General features: G+C 67.1%; 27 protein-coding genes and 1 tRNA gene. 17 read left to right on the forward strand and 11 right to left on the reverse strand.

Annotated elements, in window-relative coordinates; translation table 11 throughout:
* Positions 1 to 11: 11 nt before the first annotated feature.
* The 4 genes from CJZ86_RS11870 to CJZ86_RS11885 all read right to left on the reverse strand — a co-directional run bounded on the left by CJZ86_RS11870 (position 12) and on the right by CJZ86_RS11885 (position 4,449).
* A complete protein-coding gene (locus tag CJZ86_RS11870; protein ID WP_094586147.1) occupies positions 12 to 617 on the reverse strand; it encodes a prepilin-type N-terminal cleavage/methylation domain-containing protein in 606 nt (201 codons plus the stop codon).
* On the reverse strand, positions 614 to 1,234 hold the full coding sequence (locus CJZ86_RS11875; RefSeq protein WP_094586148.1) for a hypothetical protein: 621 nt from the start codon (positions 1,232 to 1,234) through the stop codon (positions 614 to 616). Before CJZ86_RS11875 ends, CJZ86_RS11870 begins: the two co-directional genes overlap by 4 nt.
* The gene (locus tag CJZ86_RS11880; RefSeq protein WP_143594145.1) at positions 1,234 to 3,921 is read right to left on the reverse strand and encodes a type IV pilus modification PilV family protein; all 2,688 of its coding nucleotides are present in this window, start codon (positions 3,919 to 3,921) and stop codon (positions 1,234 to 1,236) included. The genes CJZ86_RS11875 and CJZ86_RS11880 overlap by 1 nt, the downstream gene beginning before the upstream one ends.
* A 114-nt stretch (positions 3,922 to 4,035) precedes the next feature.
* A complete protein-coding gene (locus CJZ86_RS11885; RefSeq protein WP_158219557.1) occupies positions 4,036 to 4,449 on the reverse strand; it encodes a PilZ domain-containing protein in 414 nt (137 codons plus the stop codon).
* A gap of 113 nt (positions 4,450 to 4,562) precedes the next feature.
* On the opposite strand from CJZ86_RS11885, the gene rseP reads away from it, so the two are divergent.
* The 4 genes from rseP to CJZ86_RS11905 all read left to right on the forward strand — a co-directional run bounded on the left by rseP (position 4,563) and on the right by CJZ86_RS11905 (position 8,938).
* On the forward strand, positions 4,563 to 5,651 hold the full coding sequence (gene rseP, locus CJZ86_RS11890; protein WP_094586151.1) for an RIP metalloprotease RseP: 1,089 nt from the start codon (positions 4,563 to 4,565) through the stop codon (positions 5,649 to 5,651).
* A gap of 1 nt (position 5,652) precedes the next feature.
* Entirely contained in the window at positions 5,653 to 6,300 is a 648-nt protein-coding gene (nth, locus tag CJZ86_RS11895) for an endonuclease III (RefSeq protein WP_094586152.1), read from the forward strand.
* A gap of 75 nt (positions 6,301 to 6,375) precedes the next feature.
* Positions 6,376 to 6,678 carry a 30S ribosomal protein S14 gene (gene rpsN / locus CJZ86_RS11900; RefSeq protein WP_043325519.1) on the forward strand — a complete coding sequence of 101 codons (303 nt, stop codon included), beginning with the start codon at positions 6,376 to 6,378 and terminating at the stop codon, positions 6,676 to 6,678.
* Positions 6,679 to 6,808: 130 nt separating this feature from the next.
* Positions 6,809 to 8,938 carry a polyribonucleotide nucleotidyltransferase gene (locus tag CJZ86_RS11905; protein WP_094586153.1) on the forward strand — a complete coding sequence of 710 codons (2,130 nt, stop codon included), beginning with the start codon at positions 6,809 to 6,811 and terminating at the stop codon, positions 8,936 to 8,938.
* Between the two features lie 37 nt (positions 8,939 to 8,975).
* Here the strand turns inward: CJZ86_RS11905 and CJZ86_RS11910 are convergent, their stop codons facing one another.
* The gene (locus tag CJZ86_RS11910) at positions 8,976 to 9,908 is read right to left on the reverse strand and encodes a 3'(2'),5'-bisphosphate nucleotidase CysQ (protein WP_094586154.1); all 933 of its coding nucleotides are present in this window, start codon (positions 9,906 to 9,908) and stop codon (positions 8,976 to 8,978) included.
* Positions 9,909 to 9,940: 32 nt separating this feature from the next.
* On the opposite strand from CJZ86_RS11910, the gene rsmI reads away from it, so the two are divergent.
* Both rsmI and CJZ86_RS11920 read left to right on the forward strand, forming a co-directional pair.
* Complete coding sequence (gene rsmI / locus CJZ86_RS11915; RefSeq protein ID WP_233133992.1) at positions 9,941 to 10,795, forward strand: 16S rRNA (cytidine(1402)-2'-O)-methyltransferase; 855 nt, start codon at positions 9,941 to 9,943, stop codon at positions 10,793 to 10,795.
* Between the two features lie 24 nt (positions 10,796 to 10,819).
* The gene (locus CJZ86_RS11920) at positions 10,820 to 11,059 is read left to right on the forward strand and encodes a hypothetical protein (protein ID WP_094586156.1); all 240 of its coding nucleotides are present in this window, start codon (positions 10,820 to 10,822) and stop codon (positions 11,057 to 11,059) included.
* Between the two features lie 4 nt (positions 11,060 to 11,063).
* On the opposite strand, the gene CJZ86_RS17130 is transcribed toward CJZ86_RS11920, so the two are convergent.
* A complete protein-coding gene (locus tag CJZ86_RS17130) occupies positions 11,064 to 12,008 on the reverse strand; it encodes a hypothetical protein (protein ID WP_198960130.1) in 945 nt (314 codons plus the stop codon).
* Positions 12,009 to 12,091: 83 nt separating this feature from the next.
* On the opposite strand from CJZ86_RS17130, the gene CJZ86_RS11935 reads away from it, so the two are divergent.
* The 5 genes from CJZ86_RS11935 (at position 12,092) to CJZ86_RS16800 (ending at position 17,056) form a co-directional block, all read left to right on the forward strand.
* Positions 12,092 to 12,165 (forward strand) — tRNA-Arg (locus tag CJZ86_RS11935).
* A 94-nt stretch (positions 12,166 to 12,259) separates the two neighbouring features.
* Positions 12,260 to 12,556 (forward strand): AbrB/MazE/SpoVT family DNA-binding domain-containing protein, encoded by a 297-nt coding sequence (locus CJZ86_RS11940; RefSeq protein WP_094586174.1) that lies wholly within the window; start codon positions 12,260 to 12,262, stop codon positions 12,554 to 12,556.
* Positions 12,557 to 12,569: 13 nt separating this feature from the next.
* On the forward strand, positions 12,570 to 12,992 hold the full coding sequence (locus CJZ86_RS11945; RefSeq protein ID WP_094586158.1) for a type II toxin-antitoxin system VapC family toxin: 423 nt from the start codon (positions 12,570 to 12,572) through the stop codon (positions 12,990 to 12,992).
* An 821-nt stretch (positions 12,993 to 13,813) separates the two neighbouring features.
* Complete coding sequence (locus tag CJZ86_RS11950; RefSeq protein WP_094586159.1) at positions 13,814 to 15,874, forward strand: MAC/perforin domain-containing protein; 2,061 nt, start codon at positions 13,814 to 13,816, stop codon at positions 15,872 to 15,874.
* 36 nt (positions 15,875 to 15,910) lie between these two features.
* Entirely contained in the window at positions 15,911 to 17,056 is a 1,146-nt protein-coding gene (locus CJZ86_RS16800; protein WP_143594146.1) for a hypothetical protein, read from the forward strand.
* Between the two features lie 40 nt (positions 17,057 to 17,096).
* On the opposite strand, the gene CJZ86_RS11955 is transcribed toward CJZ86_RS16800, so the two are convergent.
* Together CJZ86_RS11955 and CJZ86_RS11960 are read right to left on the reverse strand one after the other, a co-directional pair.
* A complete protein-coding gene (locus CJZ86_RS11955) occupies positions 17,097 to 17,501 on the reverse strand; it encodes a YccF domain-containing protein (protein WP_094586160.1) in 405 nt (134 codons plus the stop codon).
* Between the two features lie 44 nt (positions 17,502 to 17,545).
* Positions 17,546 to 17,920: an ArsR/SmtB family transcription factor gene (locus tag CJZ86_RS11960; RefSeq protein ID WP_094586161.1), complete on the reverse strand. Its 375-nt coding sequence runs from the start codon at positions 17,918 to 17,920 to the stop codon at positions 17,546 to 17,548.
* 53 nt (positions 17,921 to 17,973) lie between these two features.
* On the opposite strand from CJZ86_RS11960, the gene CJZ86_RS11965 reads away from it, so the two are divergent.
* From CJZ86_RS11965 to CJZ86_RS11985, 5 genes are all read left to right on the forward strand, one after another.
* Positions 17,974 to 19,014: an ArsJ-associated glyceraldehyde-3-phosphate dehydrogenase gene (locus CJZ86_RS11965; RefSeq protein WP_094586162.1), complete on the forward strand. Its 1,041-nt coding sequence runs from the start codon at positions 17,974 to 17,976 to the stop codon at positions 19,012 to 19,014.
* Positions 19,015 to 19,021: 7 nt separating this feature from the next.
* Positions 19,022 to 20,305 carry an organoarsenical effux MFS transporter ArsJ gene (gene arsJ / locus CJZ86_RS11970; protein WP_094586163.1) on the forward strand — a complete coding sequence of 428 codons (1,284 nt, stop codon included), beginning with the start codon at positions 19,022 to 19,024 and terminating at the stop codon, positions 20,303 to 20,305.
* Positions 20,306 to 20,397: 92 nt separating this feature from the next.
* Entirely contained in the window at positions 20,398 to 20,850 is a 453-nt protein-coding gene (locus CJZ86_RS11975; RefSeq protein ID WP_233133993.1) for a DUF3598 family protein, read from the forward strand.
* A complete protein-coding gene (locus tag CJZ86_RS11980; RefSeq protein ID WP_094586165.1) occupies positions 20,850 to 21,815 on the forward strand; it encodes a histone deacetylase family protein in 966 nt (321 codons plus the stop codon). The genes CJZ86_RS11975 and CJZ86_RS11980 overlap by 1 nt, the downstream gene beginning before the upstream one ends.
* Before the next feature lie 44 nt (positions 21,816 to 21,859).
* A complete protein-coding gene (locus CJZ86_RS11985) occupies positions 21,860 to 22,396 on the forward strand; it encodes a hypothetical protein (RefSeq protein WP_094586166.1) in 537 nt (178 codons plus the stop codon).
* 1 nt (position 22,397) lies between these two features.
* Here CJZ86_RS11985 and CJZ86_RS16995 read toward each other — a convergent pair whose 3' ends face one another.
* Positions 22,398 to 22,568 carry a hypothetical protein gene (locus CJZ86_RS16995; protein ID WP_158219558.1) on the reverse strand — a complete coding sequence of 57 codons (171 nt, stop codon included), beginning with the start codon at positions 22,566 to 22,568 and terminating at the stop codon, positions 22,398 to 22,400.
* 340 nt (positions 22,569 to 22,908) lie between these two features.
* Between CJZ86_RS16995 and CJZ86_RS11990 the strand changes: the two genes are divergently transcribed.
* A complete protein-coding gene (locus tag CJZ86_RS11990; protein WP_158219559.1) occupies positions 22,909 to 23,247 on the forward strand; it encodes a PilZ domain-containing protein in 339 nt (112 codons plus the stop codon).
* Between the two features lie 7 nt (positions 23,248 to 23,254).
* Here the strand turns inward: CJZ86_RS11990 and CJZ86_RS11995 are convergent, their stop codons facing one another.
* A complete protein-coding gene (locus CJZ86_RS11995) occupies positions 23,255 to 23,992 on the reverse strand; it encodes a pentapeptide repeat-containing protein (protein ID WP_094586168.1) in 738 nt (245 codons plus the stop codon).
* A 5-nt stretch (positions 23,993 to 23,997) separates the two neighbouring features.
* Positions 23,998 to 24,945 (reverse strand): HAD family hydrolase, encoded by a 948-nt coding sequence (locus CJZ86_RS12000; RefSeq protein WP_094586169.1) that lies wholly within the window; start codon positions 24,943 to 24,945, stop codon positions 23,998 to 24,000.
* Positions 24,946 to 25,198 lie beyond the last annotated feature (253 nt).

Genomic DNA, 25,198 nt, shown 5'->3' on the forward strand with positions numbered 1-25,198 from the left:
TTCGGTTCATGTCAACGGACGCTCCAGTCGGTGCAGTCGGTGTTGGGGTTGCCGGTGGCGTTGTTGCGGCCCATGCGCTGCAGGCCGAGGGTGCCGGAGAGCCGCACGCAGCGCACCGGCACCTGGCCGGCCACGCTGATGCGAACGCTGATGTCGGTGGCGGCACTGCCGGCATTGACGGCAGGTGCGGTGGTGCTGATCGCCCCGCGGGGGGTGAACCACCACTGCAGGGTGCCCGTGGAGGTCAGCGTCGTCGCCACCGACGCAGCCACCTGGAAGTTCTGGTTGATGTTGATGCCCGGCAGTCGCACGTCAGCCTCGGTGGCGCAGTTGGTGGGGTTGACGGAGGCCAGCACCGCCCCGGGCGCCAGGGTGCCGGTGTTCACGGTCACCTGGCAGCTGACGCCGTTCTGCTCCGGGGAGCGGGAAATCTGATCCAGCCAGGCGGCGAGCTCCACCGTGGCGGCGTTGGCGCGCTCGCGGCGCCAGCTGTCCTGGGAGACGGTGAACAGCACCGAACTGACCACACCGATGATGGCCACCGTCACCATCAGCTCCACCACCGTGAACCCACGGGCAAGGCCAGCGACGGGTGCCTTCGGCAGGAGCGCTCTCATGGGCACCAGCGGGCCATCGGCGGGGTGATGTTGGCCACCCGGGTCACCCGGGCATTGACCGTGTCGGTGTAGATGACACGGATGGTTCTGTTGGCCTGGGCGGCGGCGGTCCGGGTCACCCCTGCGGGCTGGGCCAGGGCATTCACCGCCGTCACCAGGGGGTTCAGGAAGGCCCCGCTGGCGCAGAGCTGGTCGACGGCGGCCCGCTCATCGGAGGTGGCCGGGCTGGTGCCGGCGATGGTGGCGGTGGTGGCGGGGTCGTCCCGCTGGGGATAGAAGTAACGGGAATCGAGCGGATTCGCCGTGGCACAGTTCGCAGTGGCGCCGACAACGGTGGGAGGCGTCACGGTGCAGACGGAGGAACAGCAGGTGAGCCGACCGCTGAGCTGCTTGATCTCGGCGAGCTGGGAATCGATGTCCTCATCCATCGTCACCACCCGGCGGGCTTCCGCCGACGACCGGTTGACGCTGGTGAGCACCACCGCCGTTCCGGAAACGACAATCGCGAGCAGGATCACCAGCACCAGGGGTTCGACGATCGTGAAACCCCCGGCCCTCCAGACCCGGGGCTGGCGGGCCCACACCCTGGAGGTTCCGTGGCGCGCCGGGGCGGCCATCACTGGTAGTTGCGGGAGGAGGAGACGGCCCGCGCCACCCAGTCAACGCCGGTCCACTGGACGTAGTCGGGGTTGAAACCGGTGGAGAACGCCGCCGACAGGCCCACCGAGGAAGACGGCGGAATCCGGAAGTGGAAGGCGCCGCAGGGCCGGAAGCTGCTCACCCAGATCCTGCCGTTGATGCTCCAGTTGTTGGGGTTGGTGGCGAAGCCCGGCGGATCAACACCGGTTTGACAGCCATCGGACCTCAGCCGCAGGTTGCCCCAGGGTAAGTAGAACCAGGCACGGGAGATCTTGCCTGTGGCCGTTCCGGTGGCGGCCATGGTGATGAATTGCTGGCCGGGCGTTCCGGTCAGGGAGCCGTTATCACGTCCGAAGAAGTTGAGGCGATCGGGAACCCCCACATCCGAATAGGGATCGGAATCGGGGATCTCTGTGGTGCAGTTATCGGAAAGGGTGGCGCAGCGGAAATGCTGGATCGTGGCCGTGTCGCTGGTGGAGATCAGCGGATTTCCGAACGTGGAACCGCGGATATCATTGGTCTGGCTGTAATAGAAGGAGATCGGCCCACCGGTGGTGTCCATCCTCACGCCGCCACCGCTGTTGAGGTTGATGAGCGGTCCGACGCAGTGGAACCCTGGCAGGACCGTCTGGGGGGAGGTGGCGGTGTACTCGCAGAAGCTGTTCACACCGCCCCGGGGGGCCAGCTGCAGGTTATCGATGGTGACTGTTTCATCGGCCGCCAGTTCCGTGGTGTTCACGAAGCGGATGCGGGTATTGGCACCCACTTGGGCCGTCGCAATCGGATCCGTGATGTAGGTCCGGGCCGTGTTGGCGCTGGCGGTGGTGATGGTGCCGATCGTGACCCAGGTGGAACCGTTGCTGGAGGCCTGAACGCTGACAATGTCAGCCGCATCGAAGTTGAAGGCTCTGGCCTGGAACTTCAGCCGCGGACCGGAGGTCTCGAAACCGGTGAGGTTGATGCCGCGCCGGACGCTCACGGTGTTGATCGTCGACTTGGTGCCGTCGGCGCTGCCGAAGCGCAGCGCGTTGCTGGAGTCGCCGAAATCGGTGGCCGCGGCGATGCGCACCTTGCCGGCGGTGGTGCTCTGGGTTGTGTCGGATTCCACCCAGGGCCCCAGCACGGCGCCGGTGTCAGGGTGCAGCCACTGGGCGGTGGCGGGAGTCACATTGGTGTTGCCGGTGTTGCCGGAATAGGTGCCGCCGTTGAAATCATCGGCGATGCGATCATCCGACACATTCTCCCAGGACGTGCTGGTGCACGTGGCGAGGGTGCAGACCTCCACCCTGGGGCGATTGACAGCCGTGGGGGCGGTAGGGGTGTTGGTGCGGAAGGTGAATCGCCATGCCGCCCCCGAGCTCTGCAGCTGCATGAGCGGGTTGGGGTTGAAGGCATTCGCCGTGACGCTTGCCGTCGAGGTTGACGTGTTGGTCAGAGCACTGGCAGGGAAGTTGTACGTGCTGGCGATCGTGGCGGCCGCCCAGCCGTTGGGACTCCAGGTGTAGTAGTAGTTGCCGGCGGTGGTCTCACTGCCGATCGTCGGCAGGGCGATGGTGCCGGGGATGATGGGAATGCCGGAGATGCTGCGGCCCAGCTTGTCGCTGGCGGTGCCGCACTGGGGGCAGTTGATGTTGCCCCACCAGCTGGCATCGTCGGGAGTACCGAGCGCGGCGCTGTTCACCGATTTGCTGTTCGGCGCTACCCGCCAGTTGGCGCGGTCGAAGGTGGTGTCGCCCTTGTTGACGATGCCGATCATGCTGGTGATGTTCACCACCTGGTTGGCCTTGTTCACCGTGGTGAACCGGTCGTTGGCCCAGTAGGAGAAATGGGTGCCGCCGTTGATGCCGGTGATCAGGCCGAACTCGACGCCGCAGGCCCGCTTGTCGGAGCCCAGGTTGGTGGCCGCATTCGAGCCGAAGGAGGCCCCGCAGCACTTGGGCAGCACCTCGAATTCACGGGTCACCGTGGCGGTGGCCACGGCTGTGCCCCCCCGCATCACACGCCCCTGGACCTCGACGGTGATGAAGCCCCCGTTGGACCCCGGCAGTGCTGCGCCGGTGCCGTCGGGGTCGTCAAGGTTGATCAGGTCGCTGAAGTTGCCGGTGAAGCTTGGTCCCACCGTGGTCACCCCGCCGGTCTTGGTGGAGGCCACCGAAATCGCCCGGCGGTTCGTATTGCCGGAGGGACCGGCCGAGTAGGTGACGCGCACCAGGGCGAACTGGCGGTCGCCGCTGTTGGTCTTGCTCGGATCGGCCAGATCGCGGAACTCACCGTCGCCGAAACTCTTGGCCTGGGCCGTGGGCTGGCCGGTGCCCCCTGGCCTGGTGGCGGTGCCGTCGGTGGTGACGCAGGGGCTCTGGAGGGTGGTGGTCGAGCCGGCCCAGGTGTTCATTGCCTGGCCCGACACCAGCAGCTTGCGGTTCTGGGGCTGGTTCCAGGTGGCGATGATCTCGTCGATGCCGGCTTCGGCGGCACTGCGCGCCTCACTGCTGGAGCCCTGCTCGCGGCTGCCCAGCAGGTTGCTGGCCACCAGGCTGGAGAGCCCCACGGTGCCGACCACCAGGGCCAGCAGCACCAGGATGCCGGCCATCATCGAAAAACCCGCCTGACCTTGGCGCCGCTTCGGCGCGGTGGTCAGGAGGTGGAGCAGAAATCTGGCGTTCACGGCAGGACCGACGGTGGGCTGAACATCCATGCAGCCGATCCGGAAATCCTAAGCACGGAGGGCGCAGGCAGCACGGGGCTGCGGAAGGGTCGGCAACGATTTCGCCCTCCGGGCTCAGCCGTCGACGCTGCCGCGCGTCTGCAGGGTCTGGTCGAAGTACTGGTCAAGCATGGTGCCGGGCAGCAGGGGGCCATCGCTGAACGCCAGCCCGACCAGGGTGTTGTAGCTGCGGCTGTTCACCCACTGGACCCGCGCCGGCAGGGAGACGCTCTGGTGCTGCTCGTAGTCACTGATGTCGAGCAGCACCTCCTCATCGGCCGTCACCTCCAGGGATCCCCGGCGCACCACGCAGGCGCCCGTGCGGCTGACGTCGCCCACCGTCACGTAGACCGTGCGGCCCGTGGACAGCCGGATGCTGGCCGAGACACCCCCGGGCAGGGCGTGGCGCAGGGAGGTGCGCAGTTCTTCAGGCTCTTCACCGGTCGGTTGCTCACCGGCTGGTTGCCCACCGGTCTGTTGCTCGGCCATGCAGGCAGACCCGCCCATCGACAAAGGCATGCTATCCCTCCCCTCCGGCAGCGCCAGCGTCCCGGTGCCGCGGCGGTTCCCGCAGAATGGGGCCAATAGAGCCGGAAAACTGAATGGGTGTACTGACGGCGCTGGCGATCCTGGCGGGCCTGATCGTGGTGCACGAGGCCGGCCACTTCTTCGCCGCCACCTGGCAGGGCATCCGGGTCAGCGGGTTCTCGATCGGCTTCGGGCCCGCCCTGATCCAGCGAAAACGGCGCGGCGTCCTGTTCGCCCTGCGGGCCATCCCCCTGGGTGGTTTCGTGGCCTTCCCCGACGACGAGGACGACAGCAGCATCGCCGCCGACGATCCCGATCTGATGGGCAACCGGCCCCTGCCCCAGCGGGCCCTGGTGATCGCCGCCGGCGTGATCGCCAACCTGCTGCTGGCCTGGAGCGTGCTGCTGGCCCAGGGGCTGGTGCTCGGCATCCCCTCCGGCTTCAGCACCACCCCCGGTGTGGTGGTGGCCGCCGTGCAGCCCGGCCAGGCGGCGGCCGGCTCCGGCCTCCAGCCCGGCGATCGCATCGTGGCGGTCGACGGCACCCCCCTGGCCGGCGGCCAGGACGCGGTGATGGCCATGGTGGAGCGCATCAAGGACGCCCCCGGCCGCACCCTGCGCCTGCAGGCCGACCGCAACGGCACCCTCCTGCAACTGCCCCTCACCCCCACCGACAGCAGCGGCATCGGCCGCATCGGCGCCCAGCTGCAGCCGAACGGCACCGAATCCTTCCGGGCACCCACCAGCCCGCTGGAGCCGATCCTGCAGGCCAACCACGACTTCATGGCGCTCACCCGCCGCACGGTTGAGGGCTTCGGCACCCTGCTCACCCACTTCGGCGAAACCGCGCCCCAGGTGTCGGGGCCGGTGAAGATCGTCGAGATGGGGGCCTCCCTGGCCAGCCAGGGGGGCAGCAGCCTGTTCCTGTTCACCGCCCTGATCTCGATCAACCTGGCGGTGCTCAACGCCCTGCCCCTGCCCCTGCTGGACGGCGGCCAGTTCGCCCTGCTGCTGCTGGAGGGGGTGCGGGGCCGGCCCCTGGCCGACCGCTACCAGATGGCCTTCATGCAATCGGGCTTCGTCTTCCTGGTGGGCCTCTCCCTGGTGCTGATCGTCAAGGACACCAGCCAGCTGCCCGCCATCCAGCAGCTGCTCAGCCGCTGAGGTGCCCCGCTTCCCCAGCCCCCGCACCCGGGCGCCCCTGATCCTCGAGCGGCTCGGCGTCCTCTACCCGGAGGCCACCTGCTCCCTCGACTGGCGCACCCCCTGGGAGCTGCTGGTGGCCACCATGCTCTCGGCCCAGTGCACCGATGAGCGGGTCAACAAGGTGACCCCGGCCCTGTTCGCGCGCTTTCCGGATGCGGCCGCCGCCGCCGCCGTCGAGAGCGACGCCGTGGAGCCCTACGTGCAGTCGACCGGCTTCTACCGCAACAAGGCGAAGCACATCGTGGCCGCCTCCCGCCTGCTGATGGAACGCCACGGCGGGGACGTGCCGGCATCGATGGAGGAGCTGCTGCCCCTGCCGGGGGTGGCCCGCAAGACCGCCAACGTGGTGCTGGCCCACGCCTTCGGCATCAACGCCGGCGTCACCGTCGACACCCACGTGAAACGGCTGGCCAACCGGCTCGGCCTCACCCGCCACAGCGACCCGAAGAAGATCGAACCCGACCTGATGAAGCTGGTGCCGCGGCCGGAGTGGGAGACCCTCTCGATCCGGCTGATCTTCCATGGCCGGGCCGTCTGCGTGGCCCGCAAGCCCCGCTGCGCCGGCTGCGGCCTGGCCGATCTCTGCCCCAGCCACCCGGGCCCCTGACCCGGGTCGGCCTGGGTGAACGGGGCGGGCCAGACGGTACGATGGCGGGCTGAAGTTTCCCCCTCCTCCGGCCGCATGGCGAAGAAGTCGATGATCGCGCGTGACGTGAAGCGCCGCAAGATCGTGGAGCGCTTCGCAGCGCGCCGTGCCGCCCTCAAGGAGGCCTTCGATGCGGCCGGCGATCCGATGGAGCGCCTGGAGATCCACCGCAAGCTGCAGTCGCTGCCCCGCAACAGCGCCCCCAACCGCATCCGCAACCGCTGCTGGGCCACCGGCAAGCCCCGCGGCTACTACCGCGATTTCGGCCTGTGCCGCAACCAGCTGCGCGAGCGCGCCCACAAGGGTGAGCTTCCCGGCGTGGTCAAGTCCAGCTGGTGAGCCGGGGGCTCCAGCCCAGCCGCCGCAACGGCTTTCGGTCGCATCAGGCGCCCCGCGAGGGCGCCTTCTTCATGGCCTGGAACGGCGGATGCGAGAATGGTCGGCGACAACAAAACGGACATAACGCCCAGTGCAAGGACACACTCAGTCGATCTCCTTCGATGGTCGGGAGATCCGGCTGACCAGCGGCCGATTTGCGCCCCAGGCCGGGGGCTCGGTGATGGTGGAATGCGGCGATACAGCGATTCTGGTCACCGCCACCCGCTCGAAAGGCCGGGAAGGCATCGATTTCCTGCCGCTGATCTGCGATTACGAGGAGCGTCTCTACGCCGCCGGGCGCATCCCGGGCAGCTTCTTTCGCCGTGAGGCCCGCCCCCCCGAGCGGGCCATCCTCACCTGCCGCCTGATCGACCGGCCGATGCGGCCCCTGTTCCCGGGCTGGCTGCGGGACGACCTGCAGATCGTCGCCACCTGCATGTCTCTCGATGAGCGGGTTCCGCCCGACGTGCTCGCCGTGACCGGCGCTTCGATGGCCACCCTGCTGGCGAAGATCCCCTTCATGGGCCCCATGGCCGCCGTGCGCGTCGGCCTGCTGGGTGACGACTTCGTGCTCAACCCCAGCTTCCGCGAGATCGAGCGCAGCGAACTGGATCTGGTGGTGGCCGGCACCCCCTCCGGCGTGGTGATGGTGGAAGCGGGCGCCAACCAGCTGCCCGAACAGGACGTGATCGAGGCCATCGACTTCGGCTACGAAGCCGTGGGCGAACTGATCCGTGCCCAGCTGGCCCTGCTCAAGGAGCTCGGCATCGAGCAGGTGCTGCCCGAGGAGCGCAGCGAAGACCCCGCCCTGCCCGAGTTCCTGGAGAAGGAATGCGCCAAGGGCATCGGTGAGGTGCTCAAGCAGTTCGGCCAGACCAAGGCCGAACGGGACGAGAAACTCGACGCCATCAAGGCCGAGGTGGGCGAGAAGATCGCCGCCCTCGGCGGCGAGGACCCGATCAAGGTGGCCGTGAGCAGCAACGGCAAGCTGCTGGGCAACACCTACAAGGGCCTCACCAAGAAACTGATGCGCCAGCAGATCATCGTCGAGGGCAAGCGGGTCGATGGCCGCAGCCTCGACGAGGTGCGTCCCATCCAGGCGGCCGTCGGCGTGCTGCCCAAGCGGGTGCACGGGACGGGCCTGTTCCAGCGGGGACTCACCCAGGTGCTCTCCTGCGCCACCCTCGGCACCCCGAGCGACGCCCAGGAGATGGACGACCTCAACCCCATCAGCGAGAAGACCTACCTGCACCACTACAACTTCCCCCCCTATTCGGTCGGTGAGACGCGGCCGATGCGCTCCCCCGGTCGGCGCGAGATCGGCCACGGCGCCCTCGCCGAGCGGGCCCTGATCCCCGTGCTGCCCTCCAAGGAGAGCTTCCCCTACGTGCTGCGGGTGGTGTCGGAGTGCCTCAGCTCCAACGGCTCCACCTCGATGGGCTCGGTCTGCGGCAGCACCCTGGCCCTGATGGACGCCGGCGTGCCCCTGGCGGCCCCGGTGAGCGGCGCGGCCATGGGTCTGATCAAGGAGGGCGAGGAGGTGCGCATCCTCACCGACATCCAGGGCATCGAGGACTTCCTCGGCGACATGGACTTCAAGGTGGCCGGCACCGAGAAGGGCATCACCGCCCTGCAGATGGACATGAAGATCTCCGGCCTGGCCGTCAAGACCATCGCCGACGCGATCAACCAGGCCCGTCCGGCCCGGCTGCACATCCTCGGCAAGATGCTCGAGGCCATCGACAAGCCCCGCGACGTCCTCTCCCCCCACGCCCCGCGCCTGCTCAGCTTCCGCATCGATCCGGAACTGATCGGCACGGTGATCGGCCCCGGCGGCCGCACCATCAAGGGCATCACCGAGCGCACCAACACCAAGATCGACATCGAGGACGGCGGCATCGTCACGATCGCCAGCCATGACGGCGCCGCCGCCGAGGAGGCCCAGCGCATCATCGAGGGCCTCACCCGTCGCGTCAGCGAAGGTGAGGTGTTCAACGGTTCGGTCACCCGGGTGATCCCGATCGGTGCCTTCGTCGAGATCCTGCCCGGCAAGGAGGGGATGATCCACATCTCCCAGCTCTCCGAAGCCCGGGTCGAGAAGGTGGAGGACGTGGTCAACGTCGGCGACCAGGTGACGGTGCGGGTGCGGGAGATCGACAACCGCGGCCGCATCAACCTCACCCTGCGGGGCGTTCCCCAGCAGGAGCCGGCGGCGGTCTGATCGCTGCGGGGGCCTGGCCGTGCGGCCGGGCCCCCGCTCAGACGGCGAAACCCGGATCGATCAGCGCCATCGCCGCCGCCGCCCGGCGGCAGAGATCGGCGTGGGCCGGGCCGTGGCTGGCGATCAGGCAGCCCGCCTGGCGCACGTCGCCGCTGTTGTAGGTGAGGGGCCGGCCATCGGCATGGCTGAAGGCGCCGCCGGCGGCGACCAGCACCGCCTCCGGGGCGGCCATGTCCCAGTCCTTGGGGGCACTGCGGCCCGACAGGGAGATGTAGAGGTCGGCCTCCCCCCGCAGGATCGTGGCCACCTTGCCGCCGACGCTGCCGATCGCCGTGCTGCGGGCCGGCCGCAGCTGGGCCAGCAGCTGCTCCAGGCGGTCGTCGCGGTGGTTGCGGCTGGCCACCAGCACCAGTTCCTCGCCGCGGCCGCTGAGGGTGGCGGGGGTGCGCTCACCAGCCCGGTTCTCGCGCCAGGCCTCACCGCCCGTGCCGGCGTCGCCCGCCCCCACCAGGCCGAACCAGAGCTCCTCCGGCTCCGGCAGCAGCACCACCCCCAGCACGGGCCGCTGGCCGCGCACCAAAGCCAGGTGGACGGCGTACTCGCCGGTGCCCTGCAGGAAGTCCTTGGTGCCATCGAGGGGATCGAGGATCCACAGCCACTCGGCGTCCAGGGGCTGGCCCGGCACCAGCATCTCGGCGGCGGTCTCCTCGCTCAGCAGGGTCCAGCCCGCGGCCGGGAAGGCCGCCGCCAGGCCGTCGAGCAGCCAGCGGTTGACCGCCAGATCCGCCGCCGAGACCGGCCCCTCGCCGCCGTGGTCGACGCTCATGGCCGGCGGGAACCCGTAGGGGGGCTGCTCGCCGCGGGCATAGGCCCGCAGGATGTCGGCCGCCCCCCAGGCCAGCCGGCGCAGTTCCGCCAGCAGGGGCTCACGGCCGATGCCGTCGGGCAGGGCGAAGGAAGACGGCATCATGGAGACCGGAAAACGGCATTGTGCAGGAATCGGTGCAGGAGCACGAACCCGCCGCCGGCGTTCTCTATCTGGTGGGCACCCCCATCGGCAACCTCGACGACCTTTCCCCCCGGGCCCGGCGGGTGCTGGCGGGGGCCGACCGGGTCGCCTGCGAGGACACCCGCCGCAGCGGCCTGCTGCTGCACCACCTCGGCATCAAGGCGCCGCTGCTGAGCTTCCACCAGCACAACCAGACGGCCCGCATCCCCCAGCTGCTGGCGGCCCTGGAGGCGGGCGAAGCGATCGCCGTGATCAGTGATGCCGGCCTGCCGGGGGTGTCGGATCCCGGCCAGGAGCTGGCGGCCGCCGCCCGGGCCGCTGGCCGCCAGGTGATCTGTGTTCCCGGCCCCAGCGCCATCACCACCGCCCTGGTGAGCAGCGGCCTGCCCACAGGCCGTTTCTGCTTCGAGGGCTTCCTGCCGCCGAAGGGCGGCCCCCGGCGCCAGCGGCTGGAGGCCCTGGCGGGGGAGGAGCGCACGATGGTGCTGTTCGAGGCGCCCCACCGGCTGCTGGCCCTGCTCGAGGACCTGCTGGCGGTGCTCGGCGACCGGCCCCTGCAGGTGGCGCGGGAGCTCACCAAGCGCCACGAGGAGCAGGTGGGCCCCACGGTGGCGGCGGCCCTGGCGCACTTCCAACGCACCCCGCCCCAGGGGGAATGCACCCTGGTGCTGGGCGGCGCCCCCCCGGCGGCGGCCCCCGTCTGGGACGAGGCCGACCTGCGCCGCGCCCTTGGGGAGCTGGTGGCGGGCGGCCTCAGCAACCGGGAGGCCGCCCGCACCCTGGCCGAGCGCAGCGGCCACAGCCGCCGGGACCTCTATGCCCTGCTGCACCGCGAGCCGTCAGACTGAGGCAGCCGGTCCTGCGACCCCCCGATGCTTCTGCGCCTGCGCCTCCTGTGCGGCAGCCTGCTGGGCGGCACCCTGCTGCTGACCCTGCTCTGCCTCGGGGCCCAGAACCTGGAGGTGCGGCCCCAGCTGCGCTTCGGCTTCGCCCGCAGCGCCCCGCTGCCGGCGGGCTTCATCGTGGGGGTGGCCCTGGTGCTGGGGGTGATCAGCGGCGGTGCCAGCGCCGCCCTGCTGCTGCCAGGCAACGGCCCGGCCGACGAGGGCTGAGGCCTCAGCTGCCGGGAAGGGCGTAGAGGGAACCCTCGATCACCACCCGGCTGATGCCCTGGGCCAGCAGGTAGGGGGCGGTGAGCTCGAACACCTTGAGGTCGGGCACCTTGATCACCCGCTGGGTGCGGCCACACTGGCGCTTGGCCTGGCGGGGGTTGAGGAACACCACCAGGGCCTGGCGCTCCAGCTCGGCGTCCGGCAGCCGGCCCAGCTCCGGGAACTCGCTCAGGGGCCGGGCCTGCAGTTCCACGGTCTTGTCGACCAGCATGTAGGCGCTGGAGGGCAGGGCGGCGCTGGCCAGGGGCTGGAGCCGGCCGTCGGCCCCCGCCGGGGCGCCGTCATCGAGCAGCACGACGGGGATCGGCTGGAACGGGTTGATCTCCCCCTCGGCCCCGTCGTCGGAGCCCTCGTCGTCGCCGTCGTCGCTGGTGAGCAGATCGTCGTCATCGGCGCCGAAGTCGTCGGCATCCTCGATGGCCAGCACGGCGGGACCGTCCTCCGCCACCGCCTCGGCACGCGCCGGGGCCGCCACCGTCAGGCGGCGGGGCGGGGCTGGCAGGGTCCTGCGGGCCGTGGTGGTCGCCTCGGGGGCGGGCTCCAGGGCGGGCTCCGGCTCAGCCAGCGCTTCCGGCTCGGGATCCGGCTCGTGCGCCGCCTCCGGCTCGGGGGCGGGCTCCGGCTCGGGGGTGCTGATGGCGAGGGCCGTCTGCAGGGTGTCCGGGGCAGCGGCCGGGTCGGCATCGCCTGTGGCTGTCCGGCTGCGCCGGCGGGAGCGCTCCGCCTTCAGGCGCTCGTACTCCTCGTCGCCGAGTTCCGTGCGAACGACGCGGATGACCGTGTTGGCGCTGCAGCCGTAGCTGTCCGCCAGCTGCTGGCTGCTGGAACCCTCCCGGAATCGCCCAACCAGCTCGGTTTTCTGGCTGTCGCTGAGCCGGGTGGCGGCCATGGAACGGTTCAAGCGCGGTCGTCCACTGTAGGGGGGGCTACCGGAGTGGCCTGGCCACCGAACGCTGGCACAATGCGCACCGTGCTCCCTTAGCTCAGCTGGATAGAGCAGCTGCCTTCTAAGCAGCCGGTCGATGGTTCGAATCCATCAGGGGGCGTTGGTGGACTCGGGCGGATCCGGGGCTCGAAGCCCGAGCAAGCCATGTAGAGTCGTGTATCTACATCCCGCCGGCACCGGCCGTGCTGGACGCCTTGGCACCATCCCAGCCCAGTCAACGAGCCGAGGAACCTGGCCGGCGCGCCCAGCAGGCGATCCGCCGCTGGGGCAACAGCCTGGCTGTCCGGATCCCGGCCGAGTGCCTGCGTCAGGCCGGGCTGCGGGAAGGCGACCCGATCGAGATCGTCGTCGGAGCCGACGGCCGACTGAGCCTGGAGCCCCTGCAACGACTCGATCGCCGCGCCCTGGCCGCCGACCTGCGCCAGCTGCAGGCCACCATGCCGATCACCCCATCGGTGATCGAAGCGTGCCGGGACCAGGAGCGCTGGTGAGGTCGCCCCAGCCGTGATCTACCTGGACACCAGCGTCGTGGTTGCCCTGCTGACCCCGGAAGCGTCCAGCCCGGGGGCATTGGAATGGCTGGAGCAGTGCCGCGACACCCTGATCAGCAGCGACTGGCTGATCACCGAAACCCACAGCGCCCTCGGCCTCAAGCAGCGCCACCACGGGCTCAGCCCGGAAGCCCGCAGAATCGCCGGAGAGCATTTCGAACGTCTGTTGCAGGGCGGGGTGGAACTGCGCGCCCTCGACCGGGACCGATTCCGCCAGGCCGCTGAGCTGCTGCAGGATCCCTCGCTCAGACTGCGCGCCGGTGATGCCCTGCACCTGGCGGTGGCCCTGCACAGCCGTTGCTCCCAGCTGGCCAGCTTCGACGGGCGGATGCGGCAGGCCGCCGCCGCCCTTGGCCTGGCTCCAGCTCTGGACTAGCGACTCACCGGCACCACCTGCAGGCCAGGCGGAAGACGCTCGCGAAGTCCCAGGCGTCGTAGTCCCTGAGGGCGATTCGTGTTGTCTGGTTTGCCCCTTGGGGTGAACGCGCCATCCTGAGTGACCGGCGCGAACGCCAAAACCATCCGCTGGCGCCCCCCCTTTGCCGTTCAACTAGCGGAGCAGCCGGCCGGCTCCTTCAGAGACGACGGCATCTTCCCCCTTTCGGCTGGGGCGGTCAATCTGCTGGCTGGGAAAGCCAGAACAGGGTTCCATGCACCGATCGAAGCTCAGAGCTCAGAAACAGCTTGGCCTCCGATGAAGCCAGAAGCAGATCAAGGGAGCCGGCCAGGAGGGCCTCGTTGAGCAGCCAGTTGCGGTTGATGGAGGCCGCGGCCGGGTGCCACACAGGAGCATCGGGATTGAGCCAGACAAACGAGCTGCGCAGCAGGTCGCCATCGGCCTGTACTTACGACTTAAGAGAAGCCTTCGTCTACAACATGCGCTCGAAGTAAATGCCGTGATCGCTTGCAGCATTAGGGCCAGCGGCAGCGCCTCTAGTTGAAGATGCCGGAGAGAAATTAGTGCCGATTCGCTCCTGCTGGCCGCGCACACTCTCTGTACCGGAAGAACACTTCGCCGAGACTGGGGTGGTTTTTGTCTGCGGCCTCCACTACAAAACGATCGAGACACAGCACAGGAAGAGGAGCGCTGCCGGGAGCAGCCCAAAACGGCTCATTAATCCGTTACAACTCACAACAACGATAGAAAGGCCACAGAAGTTCACAGCATAGTTGTCATGATTTATCCAATAGGCGTCCATGACAACAGGTCCTGCGCAAGGTCAGTCCCAAGCGGACGATGGCTACTTCCCTGCTGGCAAAGTTTATCAACAATATCGCCATGCCATACGCGACTACAAGGCGGAACCCGAAAAACTCGACATCCCAGACGTTGATATATCAAAACACGGCACGTATGAATCCTATCCATACTACGCCTTCATTGAAGACAATGGCAAGAAGTTTATCGTCTCAGATGGGCGCCTATTGGGTCAACTTACTCTCATTCCAGGTCCGCGCTTTCGCGATGGCAAGGATGGCACTAAAGGTAAATGGCTGACTGCCAAGTACAAGGTTGACATCCTCCGCAGCGACAGCGGAGTCAAGCCGAGCCCAGGCACGACCATTCTGTCGTTCAATGACCCGGCCTGCGGCGAAGTGCTAGGCTTTTTGATCACCAAGACTGACTCCAGCGGAACGGACATCAGCGAAACTGACCATTACCCAGATCTTCCCTCAGGCAACAACCCCCTCACCTGTTATCGCTTGAAGGTTCCGACTCCGGACGAACTTCACGATCCTGACATTACACCTTGGGGCAGCTCCTTCACAGCTCAGGAACATTTCGAACCGCTCTACTATCTGACCGGAAGCTGGAATGTCAAGAAGCTGCCCTATCTTGACTATCAGCATCAATATACTGACAGGCCTGACATATTTGCTTTGCCATCCAGGTCCTCCAGAAATTGGTGGAAAGCAACAGGAGCGCTGTCCCTACCTTGGGGCTGGTATTTCGACCTCACAGATTACAGCAATGATGACACTGTGACAACCATGATCAGCACGAGTCGCGATCTCATGAACGCGATGAAGCGATCCACTGGCTTTAACGTCTCAGGCTCTGTTGACGTCAGCTACGGTTTTGTTGATGTTGAAGCGTCATTCAGCTACAACAGCTCCAACTCGGATATGACGAAGTTCAACAGCATGCAGGCGAATAAGACCGCGTTCACCCAGAGTCAATATAGTCACATTGAATACGCTGTAGTGGTTAACAAGATCGACCTACCTTTATCCGGCAATTTCAAGGAAGCGATTGGATTTTTACTGGATGGCTTGGAGGCCGGCACGCTGTCAGACCAAATGCTGACTGATTTTATTGAAACTTGGGGCACGCATTATGCGTATGCACTTACTTACGGTAGCCAAGGTTCGGGCACATACCGCTTTTCCGAGGATCAGATGAGCCAGATGGTGGAGAAAGGTGTGAATTATTCCCAAGCCTGGGAAGCGAATGCAAAAGTCAAGGTCATGGGGTCAGGTGGCTCCATCGGTGGTGGCTCCTCCAACGAGACCGACAATCAAATGCAAAGCAGCTTCGCAAGCATTGTGCAAGACAGCGATGAACACTACATCTGTAGTGGGGGCGCCAGTTGTGAAGGCGGAGAACCAAAGGGCGACCCCAAGGTTCCCATCTACCTGGACCTGCGGCCCATCTCGCAACTTATGGGCCCACCATTTTACCATGACCCGAAGATTGTGTTGCAGATTCGCGATCGTGTCCATGATGCTATCCAGAGTTACGCGTTTGTCCAGCTACAGGATCGTCCAGCCGCTTATATGACATTTGAACTCACTTTCCAGCCACCAGGGTATAGCTTAGTAGAGGGGCACCCCCAGGCCGGAGTTGAAGTGACTTGGGGAGAAATATGCATTTCCGTGGATTCGGGCTCCCTTATCCCAAAAGCCAACATGCAACCCTCAGCTGCTAATCCTTCCGTCTTCACGCTCAATTTCAATGGAGGTCTGCCCAAGGCCGTTCTCTTGACCCACAGCAACAACATCACATTCACTGGAACCTACAGTACCATCTCCTACAAGATAATCCCTACAGACCCTCATATTCCAGGGGGAGGAGAAGAGTGGAAGCCACAATCACCGAGCCTAGATTTTGAGACGATTACTATCCCGACCCAGGCCACCCCTTTATCCGTCACGCTAACGGGGAAGCCGAATCAATTTTATCTATCAATTTCTCCAACGCTTCAATTTACAGTTGAGCCTGTGAGTCTCAGTTCAGTAATCGGCGCCTCGAAATAACCCTGAGAAAACCCATCCCGACGAGTATCATCCATCATGATCAGCTCAGAACGTTTCCTCGCTGAGATCAGGCACGCGTTTTCTGACAATGTCACAATCTACCTATCTCCTCCCGATACAACATCCGAGAATGCTGAAGGCATCCAGCTTGTACCTGCATCTGAGCAAAACAACAACAACGACACCGACATCCTCACGCTAACCGCACAAGACGGGCTCATCTCAAACGATGACCTTGGTAGAGCTATTGAATGGCTCAATAGATATGCGAACCCAGACGCAGATTCTTCGGAGCAGGCAGCTATCGGGACTTTGAGCACCTTTTTAGATGAGCGGCGCGATCTATCTAATCTTTTTAATGATCTTGATCTCATAGAGGAACCTCTCGACGAGCAACTTAGTGGAATTTTTACAGCAGGAGGTTTACGGGTAGGGGAGATCGAGGGAGGCAAAAATGCTTCACAAGGTGAAGTGTTCGACAGCGTGATGGATGCCGTGTCTGAGCAGTGGATCGCCGACGGAAGGCCTGCGGCTGTTCCTGCCAGCTTCGCCAGACAATCCTCATTGATCTCTGACGCCAGAATGGAAAGCATGATTGGCGCCTTGGGGAAGACTATTGGGGATGACCAGAAGCTATCCAGTGACATCAAAAAAGAACTGAATCAAGACACCGTTGGCAAACTGTATACTGCCGTCCTGGAACGTACCCCTAGTTCCGGCAAGCCATCATTTCCCGTCACAGATCTTCCCTCCATGCTTAAGCAAGCGGGCATTCCAGATCCGGATGTAACCGTCAATGATGGGAAATTTGATAAAGCGAAGAGTGCTTTTGGCTTTGGCACGCTCACTGTTCGTTCTGGAAAAGAAGTTTTAGCTGTCATTCCGTATAATTCAAGAACCCAGAGTATTGAAGGCAGAGGAGCCGCTGCATTGCTAGATCAACTAGGGAAACGCGTTGACACACTCACGAAAACCCAAGCGGTCTTTCAAGAGGCTGCTAAGCAACTTGCTGCTGTCGAGTCATTCGTGGATATCCGATGGGCGGACCCATGGAAAGACCCCACATCGACCGAATCGACCGATCCTCCACCGACCGATCCAGAACAACCAGGAACGGCGGATCCAGAGCATTCAGAATCGGGGGGAGGAACCAGCAACCCCCAGAACGAGCAGGGGGGGTAACCCTCGATCCGACCAAGGGCTCCGTGGCCTTGACCCTCCCTTAGCGCCGCACAGGCACCACCTGCATGCCGATCGGGGCCAGGGCGATCAGGGCCAGCTTGATGTGCTGGATGCCGAAGGGGATGCCCACGATCGTGACGAAACAGGCCACCGCGGCGCTGAGGTGGCCGATGGCCAGCCACCAGCCGGCCAGCAGGAACCAGATCACGTTGCCGACCAGCCCCAGCGGACCGGTGCCGAAGTCCATGCGGCCGGTGAGCTCCCGGCGGCTGACGGCCTCGTAGCCGAACGGCCAGAAGGAGAAATTGCCGATCACGAAGCAGGCCCGGGCCCAGGGAATCCCCACGATCGTGATCGCCGCCACCAGGCCGGCCAGCCACCAGCCCAGGCCCATCACGAAGCCCCCCAGCACGAACCAGAGGACGTTGAGCAGGAAGCGCAGCATGGGGAGCACCGGTGCTGCGCTCCAGCATGACGCCGTTCGGCCCCTCAGCCGCAGGGTTCGGCCGGGGCGGTGCAGCTGGCCGCCAGGGCGGCGAGCCAGCCCCGCAGGCGCTCCAGGGCTTCCGGCTGCAGGCGGTAGTACACCCAGCGGCCACTCTGGCGGTCGGTCAGCAGGCCTGTTTCCTTCAGCACCTTGAGGTGGAACGACAGCTTCGACTGAGCCAGGCCCAGGTCGGTGGTGAGGTCGCAGACGCAGCGCTCGCCGCTGCCCAGGGCCTCGATCACCTGCAGGCGGATCGGGTCGGACAGGGCCCGCAGCAGCAGGCGCGCCTCCTCGGCTTCCAGGGGGGCAGGCGCGCTGGCGATCGGCCCAGAAGCGCCGGGACTCGGCGGAGCGGCGGCAGTCCTTAACCCGGCCATAAATCGATCAACTCTGCTTGATGCGAGGTTAGGGGCCTGTCGCGGCAGGCGCTGTGAGGATCGGCATCAACGGGTTCGGGCGGATCGGTCGCCTGGTGTTCCGCGCCCTCTGGGGGCGGCCGGGCCTGGAGCTGGTTCACGTTAATGACAGCGCCGGGGACGCCGCCGGCGCCGCCCACCTGCTGGAATTCGACTCGGTGCACGGCCGCTGGAGCCACGCGGTGGCGGCCGAGGCCGACGGCGGGGGCTTCACGGTGGAGGGGCGCCGGGTTGGCTGGTCGCGGGGCAGCGATCCGGCGCTGGTGCCCTGGCAGGAAGCGGGGGTGGAGCTGGTGCTCGAGTGCAGCGGCAAGGTGAAGACGCCAGAGGCCCTCGCCCCCTACCTGCACCAGGGCGGCGTGAAGCGGGTGATCGTGGCCTGCCCGGTGAAAGGCAAGCTGGATGGCATCGAAATCCCCAACATCGTCTTCGGCATCAACCACGGCACCTACGTGCCGGAACGGCACCGGATTCTCACCGCCGCCTCCTGCACCACCAACTGCCTGGCGCCGGTGGTGAAGGTGGTGCACGAGAGCTTCGGCATCCGCCACGGCTCGATCACCACCCTGCACAACATCACCAACACCCAGGTGGTGATCGACAGCTTCAAGAGCGATCTGCGCCGGGCCCGCTCCTGCAGCCAGAGCCTGATCCCCACCACCACCGGCTCGGCCAAGGCGATCGGCATGATCTTCCCCGAGCTGCAGGGCAAGCTCAACGGCCACGCCGTACGGGTGCCCCTGCTCAATGCCTCGCTCACCGATGCGGTGTTCGAGCTGGAGCGCCCGGTGACGGTGGAGGAGGTGAACGGCGCCTTCGCGGCGGCGGCGGCGGGCCCCCTGCTGGGCATCCTGGGCTACGAGGAGCGGCCCCTGGTGTCGGTGGATTATCTCAACGACAGCCGCAGTTCGATCGTCGATGCCCTCTCGACGATGGTGATCAACGGCACCCAGCTGAAGGTGTACGCCTGGTACGACAACGAGTGGGGCTACAGCTGCCGGATGGCCGATCTGGCCTGCCATGTGGTCGCCCTGGACGCCGCCCGGGCGGAGTGAGCGGCCCATGCTTCCGACCCTTTCCGGCCGGCCGCTCACGGCCCTGCAGCAGTACGCCATCGTCACGGCCAACTACTGGTGCTTCACCCTCACCGACGGCGCCCTGCGGATGCTGGTGGTGTTCCACTTCCGCTCGCTGGGCTACAGCACGCTGGAGATCGCCTTCCTGTTTCTCTTCTACGAGTTCTTCGGCATCGTCACCAACCTCTGCGGCGGCTGGCTGGGGGCCCGCTTCGGCCTGCGCCTCACCCTCTGGGCCGGCACCCTGATGCAGGTGGCGGCCCTGATGATGCTGGTGCCCGTCGCCGACAGCTGGCCGAAATGGTGGAGCGTGGCCTACGTGATGGTGGCCCAGGCGCTCAGCGGCATCGCCAAGGATCTCAACAAGATGAGCGCCAAAAGCGCCATCAAGTCCGTGGTTCCGGAAACCCCCGACGACCACGACAAGGGCGAGAGCCAGCTGTTCCAGTGGGTGGCGGTCCTCACCGGCTCCAAGAACGCCCTCAAGGGGGTGGGCTTCTTCCTCGGCGGCCTGCTGCTGGCCACGATCGGCTTCAACGCCGCCGTCGGCGCCATGGCGGCGGGACTGTTCCTGGCCTTCCTGCTGACCCTGGTGCTGCCCGGGGAGATCGGCCAGATGAAGCAGAAGCCCGCCTTCCGCTCCCTGTTCTCCAAGTCCCCCGGCATCAATCGCATCTCCCTGGCCCGGTTCTTCCTCTTCGGCGCCAGGGATGTCTGGTTCGTGGTGGCCCTGCCGGTGTTCCTGCAGACCACCCTCGGCTGGCGCTACTGGGAGGTGGGCGGCTTCATGGGCCTGTGGGTGATCGGCTACGGCATCGTGCAGGGATCGGCCCCGGCCCTGCGGCGCCGCTGGGGCCAGACCGCGCCGCCGGGCGTCTCCGCCGTGACCTTCTGGAGCGGACTGCTCACCGCCATTCCGGCCCTGATCGCCATCGCCCTCTGGCGCGAGGTGGGGAATCCCGGTGTGGCCGTGGTGGTGGGACTGGCGGCCTTCGGGGTGGTGTTCGCCATGAATTCCTCGATCCACAGCTACATGATCCTGGCCTACACCGATGCCGAATCGGTGAGCCTGAACGTGGGCTTCTATTACATGGCCAACGCCGGCGGCCGCCTGCTCGGCACGGTGCTCTCGGGTGCCCTGTTCCTGGTGGGCGGCCTGCAGGCCTGCCTGTGGAGCTCGGCCCTGCTGGTGGGTCTGGCCTGGCTGGTGAGCACCCGGCTGCCGGCGCCGCCACGGCAGGCCCAGAGCCGACCCCTGGCCGTCGGCTGAGCGCCGACCCTCGGCTGAGCGCTGACCCCTCGAGCGCAGCCCGCGCCGGCGGGGCTGTTGTCGCCATGCTGGATCCCGTTGTCCCGTCGGCCATGCCCTTGAGCGCCCCGCCCCGCCAGAGGTTGCTGGAGGCGAACGGCGGCTGCTGGGAGGGCCTGTTCCACCGGCTCGACCCCGACGGCCGCGAGATCGAGCGCTTCCCCACCCGGCTGCGGGTGAGCGATGAGGACGGCACGATCGAAGCCGCCCTCACCTACCTGAACACCGGCCGCGTCGTGCCGATGCGCTTCAGCGAGCCGCCGGCGGCGATGCAGATCAGCGCAGCCGGCCACTGGAGCCTGGGCATGGACCGGATGGGTCCCTGGCCCTGGATCGCCGAGCTCTGCGTCGTCCACGGCGAGCGGCGCCGGCGCATCGTGCTGCGCCATGGCGTGGAGAGCCTCGGATCCGAGAGGATCGAATCGGGGGACGCCGGCGGCCCCCTCTGCCGGATCGAGCGCCGCTACACCCCCTACGGTCTGCTGGAGCCGCTGTCGCCGGACTGATGGGGCCTCCGCTGGTTTACCACCCGGCCTACGCGGTCCCCCTGCCCAGCGGCCATCGTTTCCCGATGCAGAAGTTCCGGCTGCTGAAGGAGCGGCTGGAGCAGCTGGAGCTGGCCCGCCCGGGGCAGATCCACCAGCCCCTGCCGGCGCCGCGCCGCTGGCTGGAGCAGGTGCATGGCCGCCAGTACCACGAGGCCTTTTCCCGGGGGCTGCTGACCCCCCAGGAGGTGCGCCGCATCGGCCTGCCCGTGTCGGAGCCCCTGGTGCGGCGCAGCTGGCTGGCGGTGGGGGGCACCGTGCTCACGGCCCGGCTGGCCCTGCGCCACGGTCTGGCCTGCCACCTGGCGGGCGGCACCCACCACGCCTTCCCCCTGCACGGCAGCGGCTTCTGCATCTTCAACGACTGCGCCGTGGCGGCCCGGGTGCTGCTGGCCGAGGGTCTGGTGCGGCAGGTGCTGGTGGTGGATCTGGACGTGCACCAGGGCGACGGCACGGCGGCGATCTTCTCAGGCGACCCCCGGGTGTTCACCTTCTCGATGCACGCCGCCAGCAACTTCCCCCTGCACAAGCAGAAGGGCGACCTCGACCTGGCCCTGGAGGACGGCGTCGGAGATGACGCCTACCTGCGGACCCTGGAGCGGACCCTGCCGGATCTGCTGGATCAGGTGCGTCCGGATCTGGTGCTCTACAACGCCGGCGTCGATCCCCACCGGGACGACCGCCTCGGCCGGCTGGAGCTGAGCGACGACGGCCTGTACCGGCGCGACCGACTGGTGATCGATGCCGCCCTGCGGCGCCGCCTGCCGGTGGCCACCGTCATCGGCGGGGGCTACGACGACCTGCCGGCCCTGGTGGAGCGCCACACCCTGGTGGTGCGGGCCGCCGCTGGGCTCTCCCGGATCCACGCCACCGGCATGGAGCTGTCACGTCCGGTCACAGATGGCCCCCGCCCCGGTCAGGGCTGAGTCATACGGGGGCGTTTTCCTGGTGGGGCCACGGAGCTTCGACCATGATCAGCCGTTCCTCCCGCCTGCTCCACGCCGCCCTGGTGGTGGTCTGCGGCGCCGGAATCGTCTACGCCCCGGTCCAGGCCCAGACCTCCCTGACCGTGCCCCTGGGGCAGTCCGGGTACTACGGCCGGATCAGCATCGGCAACCAGGCCCCACCGCCGGTGCTCGGCTACGGCCCGGTGATCGGCTGGCAGCCCTTGGGCAGCGACCGCTGGAACCCGTCCTCGATCGAGCCCATCTATCTGAGGGTGCCCCCCCAGCAGGCCCGCGACTGGGGCCGCTACTGCGCGCTGTACCAGGCCTGCAACGTGCCGGTCCTGTTCGTCCAGGACGACTGGTACCGCAACACCTATGCGCCGAAGGTGCGGGCGGCCCAGGCCAGGCAGGCCCGGCAGGCGGCCCGGCAGGCCCGGCGCGCCGCGGAGGCACGCGATCGCTGGCGTGCCTCCCGTGAGGAGGGGAAACGGCTGGTGACGCCCGACGGCCGCGTCTACGTGCTGGAGAAGCGGCGCGACCGTGATGACGACGACGATTGAGTCAGCGCCGGCCGAGCAGGTCCTCCCAGGTGAGGGGATGCTGGGCCGGGTCGTGGCGGTGCGGCCTGGCCGCCAGGGGGCAGCAGGGGTAGGCATGGGGACCGCGGCCGGAGGCGGCGGCGCCGGGGATGGGGCGGGTCGCGCCGGACGGGCGCCTGGAGAGGGTGTTCATCGGAAAAGTGGACAGGGGGATATGGATCTCGCACCGGGAGACTGCCGATACCCCGCGGGGAATCGCACACGGCAGTCGATGTTGGACCTTATGGACCGACGTTGGACCTGGTGGACCGACCCCAGGAAGCGCGGGGCGGCTCGGTGCTGGCTCCGACGAAGGCGAACAACAGGTTCGCCGGCTTCTGCCGGATCGCTTCACCCTAGCCGATGCTCTGGCGGCCCCATCGCGGCAGATCGCAGAAACCAGGCGAAGAGGTGGTGACGCAGACAACAACCGGACCTAGAATTGGCACTCCCCCTGTTCTCGCTTCATGGCAGGGGCGTGCCGTGCCCTTTTCATGTCACAGGATCAGCATCCCGAAGGGAAGCGTGCCAGCACACGTCACCACGTCCCTGTCGGCGTCTCGGTGAGCCTCACCCTGGCCACGAAGCAATCGGTGTTCGTCAATCTCCGCGATGTCAGCGAACAGGGGGCCTGCGTGCTGCGTCAGGGCAGCCTGGACGTTCAGGAGGACGACACCGTCATCTTCGAAGCCCGCAACTACGACGCCGGCTCGAAGGTGACCCTGCGCTCCAAGGTTCGCTGGGTGCGAAACACCGGCTTCAACACCTACGTGGGCCTGTCCTTCCTCAACGCCTCGCTCCCCCAGGACGCGCTCACCAGGCTGGTCGCCTGAACCAGGATCAGCCCTCCTCGGCGCCCGCTGCAGCCTCCTGACCCGGTAGCGGACCGTCCGTGAGCGTCCGGCTGAGCTGGGCGCCCCGAAACTCCGCGCCATCGACCCTGGCGCCCCGCAGATCCGTCCGGCTCAGATCGGCCCCGGTGAAGTTGGCCCCGCGCAGATCGGCGCCACGAAAATTGGCCCCGCTCAGATCGGCGCGGCTGAAATCCGCCTCGGCCAGATCAGCGCCGTGGCAATCGGCGTTGCGCAGCACCGTGCCGGAGAAGTTGGCACCGCGCCAACGGCTGAACGGGATCCTCAGACCTTCGAGATCCACGCCCCCCAGATCGAAGCCGTCCTGCCAGAGGCCATCGGCGGAGAGCATCTCCAGGGCCCGCAGGCGGCCCAGGCTGTTGGAGGCCCCGGCCTGACGCTGGGCCAGCAGCAGCTCGAACATCTCCTGGTGCTCTTTCTCCTTGCGCTGCCCGGCTTCGAGCAGATAGAAGATCGCCGCCGTGACGATGCTGAACGATTCGACCGTGCCGACGCTGATGATCTCCAGGAAATTGCTGGTCAGGCAATCGGCCTGGCCGGCCTTGGCATAGCAGTTCTCAAAACGGTTGACCACGGCCAGCAACGCAAAGGACAGCGCGGCGGCCATCAGGACCCGGAAACCGAAGGAGCGGTCCAGCAGCCGGAAGAACGGCGATTCACGCCGCCGCTTCTGGCGTGCGTACCAGGTGGAGGAGGGCCTGCGCATCCGGGTCAGTCCTGGGTTGGAGGTGAGGGGAAGATCCGGTCCCAGTCACGCCGCAGGCTGACCAGGCTCCAGTCGTGGCGCCCGGCCAGCTCCAGGCCCTGATCCAGGCGGCCGAAGGGGGAGGCGCGGTCGTAGGCCACCTCCCGCTCGCCGTCATCGTGGTGCAGCAGCAACCCCAGCCGCTGGCCGGGACCGGCGGTGGTCCAGCGCAGCATCGCCAGGTCGCCGTCGGAGTTGCCGAAGGCCGCGATCGGGCGCCGGCCGATGGCCCGTGCGATCCCCACCGGCTTGGCCTCCCCGTCGTTGATGGAATCGACCATGGCTTCGCGCCAGACCGTCGGCTGGCCGTTCTCCTCGCCGTAGCGCAGCTGCAGCGTCGAGCCGATCACCCGCTCCGGAGGGATGCCGTAGGTCTCCTCGGCGAACACCCGCACGAACTCGACACCGCCACCGGTCACGATCCAGCTGCGGAACCCCCGGGCCCGCAGGAGCGCCAGCAGTTCCAGCATCGGCTGGTAGACGAGCCCGGTGTAGGGCACCCCCAGCCGGGGATGGCGGGCCTGCCGCAGCCAGGCGCGGGCCAGGTCGCTGAAGGCCGCGTCGGTCATGCCGGCGTGGGTGATCGCCGCCAGCTCCAGCAGCCCTTCCAGGCCGTGGCCCATCAGGGCCTTGATGTCGTCGTCCAGGGCCGCCGCCACCAGGGGATGGCGGGCCAGCTCGGGGCGGTCCGCCACCAGAGTCCGTACGCGCTGGAGGGCGAAGGCCAGCTGCACGTACATCGGCTGCTCCGACCAGAGCGTGCCGTCGTTGTCGAACACGGCGATCCTCTCCTGGGGCGCCACCCAGGCGGGGTCCCCGGGGGTGCTGACCGCCAGGGCGAACGCGAGCAGGCGTCGCTTGACGCTGCCCTCGCGCCAGGAGGGCAGGGGATCGGGGCCAGCGTCAGCGGTCATGGGGCGAAGGCTGGGGCTGGAGGGAAACCGCCGGCAGCGGAGTTCCGCCGGCCCACGCTGGCACAGCGACGGAGAAGCCCAGCCTCGCGCAGCCGGATCGCGTCGCCATGAAAAAACCCCCTGCTTACGCAGAGGGTTCGCCGTATCCGGAAAACCGGAGGGGCTGGATCAGCCGATCGCCGGGGCGGTCAGGGCCACGGGGGTGGCGCTGGCAGCAGCCAGGTCGAGGGGGAAGTTGTGAGCGTTGCGCTCG

Source organism: Synechococcus sp. BO 8801 (genome assembly GCF_002252675.1).
GTDB lineage: Bacteria > Cyanobacteriota > Cyanobacteriia > PCC-6307 > Cyanobiaceae > Cyanobium.

What these genes read in the sequence shown, in the direction of transcription:
- CJZ86_RS11950 (WP_094586159.1), top strand. Translation starts at nt 13,814, where the DNA reads ATGACAACAGGTCCTGCGCAAGGTCAGTCCCAAGCGGACGATGGCTAC.
- CJZ86_RS11910 (WP_094586154.1), bottom strand. Translation starts at nt 9,908, where the DNA reads ATGATGCCGTCTTCCTTCGCCCTGCCCGACGGCATCGGCCGTGAGCCC.
- CJZ86_RS11885 (WP_158219557.1), bottom strand. Translation starts at nt 4,449, where the DNA reads ATGGCCGAGCAACAGACCGGTGGGCAACCAGCCGGTGAGCAACCGACC.
- CJZ86_RS11870 (WP_094586147.1), bottom strand. Translation starts at nt 617, where the DNA reads ATGAGAGCGCTCCTGCCGAAGGCACCCGTCGCTGGCCTTGCCCGTGGG.
- CJZ86_RS12000 (WP_094586169.1), bottom strand. Translation starts at nt 24,945, where the DNA reads ATGACCGCTGACGCTGGCCCCGATCCCCTGCCCTCCTGGCGCGAGGGC.
- CJZ86_RS17130 (WP_198960130.1), bottom strand. Translation starts at nt 12,008, where the DNA reads ATGGCCGCCACCCGGCTCAGCGACAGCCAGAAAACCGAGCTGGTTGGG.
- CJZ86_RS11990 (WP_158219559.1), top strand. Translation starts at nt 22,909, where the DNA reads ATGTCACAGGATCAGCATCCCGAAGGGAAGCGTGCCAGCACACGTCAC.
- CJZ86_RS11995 (WP_094586168.1), bottom strand. Translation starts at nt 23,992, where the DNA reads ATGCGCAGGCCCTCCTCCACCTGGTACGCACGCCAGAAGCGGCGGCGT.
- arsJ (WP_094586163.1), top strand. Translation starts at nt 19,022, where the DNA reads ATGCTTCCGACCCTTTCCGGCCGGCCGCTCACGGCCCTGCAGCAGTAC.
- CJZ86_RS16995 (WP_158219558.1), bottom strand. Translation starts at nt 22,568, where the DNA reads ATGAACACCCTCTCCAGGCGCCCGTCCGGCGCGACCCGCCCCATCCCC.
- rpsN (WP_043325519.1), top strand. Translation starts at nt 6,376, where the DNA reads ATGGCGAAGAAGTCGATGATCGCGCGTGACGTGAAGCGCCGCAAGATC.
- CJZ86_RS11980 (WP_094586165.1), top strand. Translation starts at nt 20,850, where the DNA reads ATGGGGCCTCCGCTGGTTTACCACCCGGCCTACGCGGTCCCCCTGCCC.
- CJZ86_RS11920 (WP_094586156.1), top strand. Translation starts at nt 10,820, where the DNA reads ATGCTTCTGCGCCTGCGCCTCCTGTGCGGCAGCCTGCTGGGCGGCACC.
- CJZ86_RS11985 (WP_094586166.1), top strand. Translation starts at nt 21,860, where the DNA reads ATGATCAGCCGTTCCTCCCGCCTGCTCCACGCCGCCCTGGTGGTGGTC.
- CJZ86_RS16800 (WP_143594146.1), top strand. Translation starts at nt 15,911, where the DNA reads ATGATCAGCTCAGAACGTTTCCTCGCTGAGATCAGGCACGCGTTTTCT.
- CJZ86_RS11975 (WP_233133993.1), top strand. Translation starts at nt 20,398, where the DNA reads ATGCCCTTGAGCGCCCCGCCCCGCCAGAGGTTGCTGGAGGCGAACGGC.
- CJZ86_RS11875 (WP_094586148.1), bottom strand. Translation starts at nt 1,234, where the DNA reads ATGGCCGCCCCGGCGCGCCACGGAACCTCCAGGGTGTGGGCCCGCCAG.
- CJZ86_RS11955 (WP_094586160.1), bottom strand. Translation starts at nt 17,501, where the DNA reads ATGCTGCGCTTCCTGCTCAACGTCCTCTGGTTCGTGCTGGGGGGCTTC.
- CJZ86_RS11960 (WP_094586161.1), bottom strand. Translation starts at nt 17,920, where the DNA reads ATGGCCGGGTTAAGGACTGCCGCCGCTCCGCCGAGTCCCGGCGCTTCT.
- rseP (WP_094586151.1), top strand. Translation starts at nt 4,563, where the DNA reads ATGGGTGTACTGACGGCGCTGGCGATCCTGGCGGGCCTGATCGTGGTG.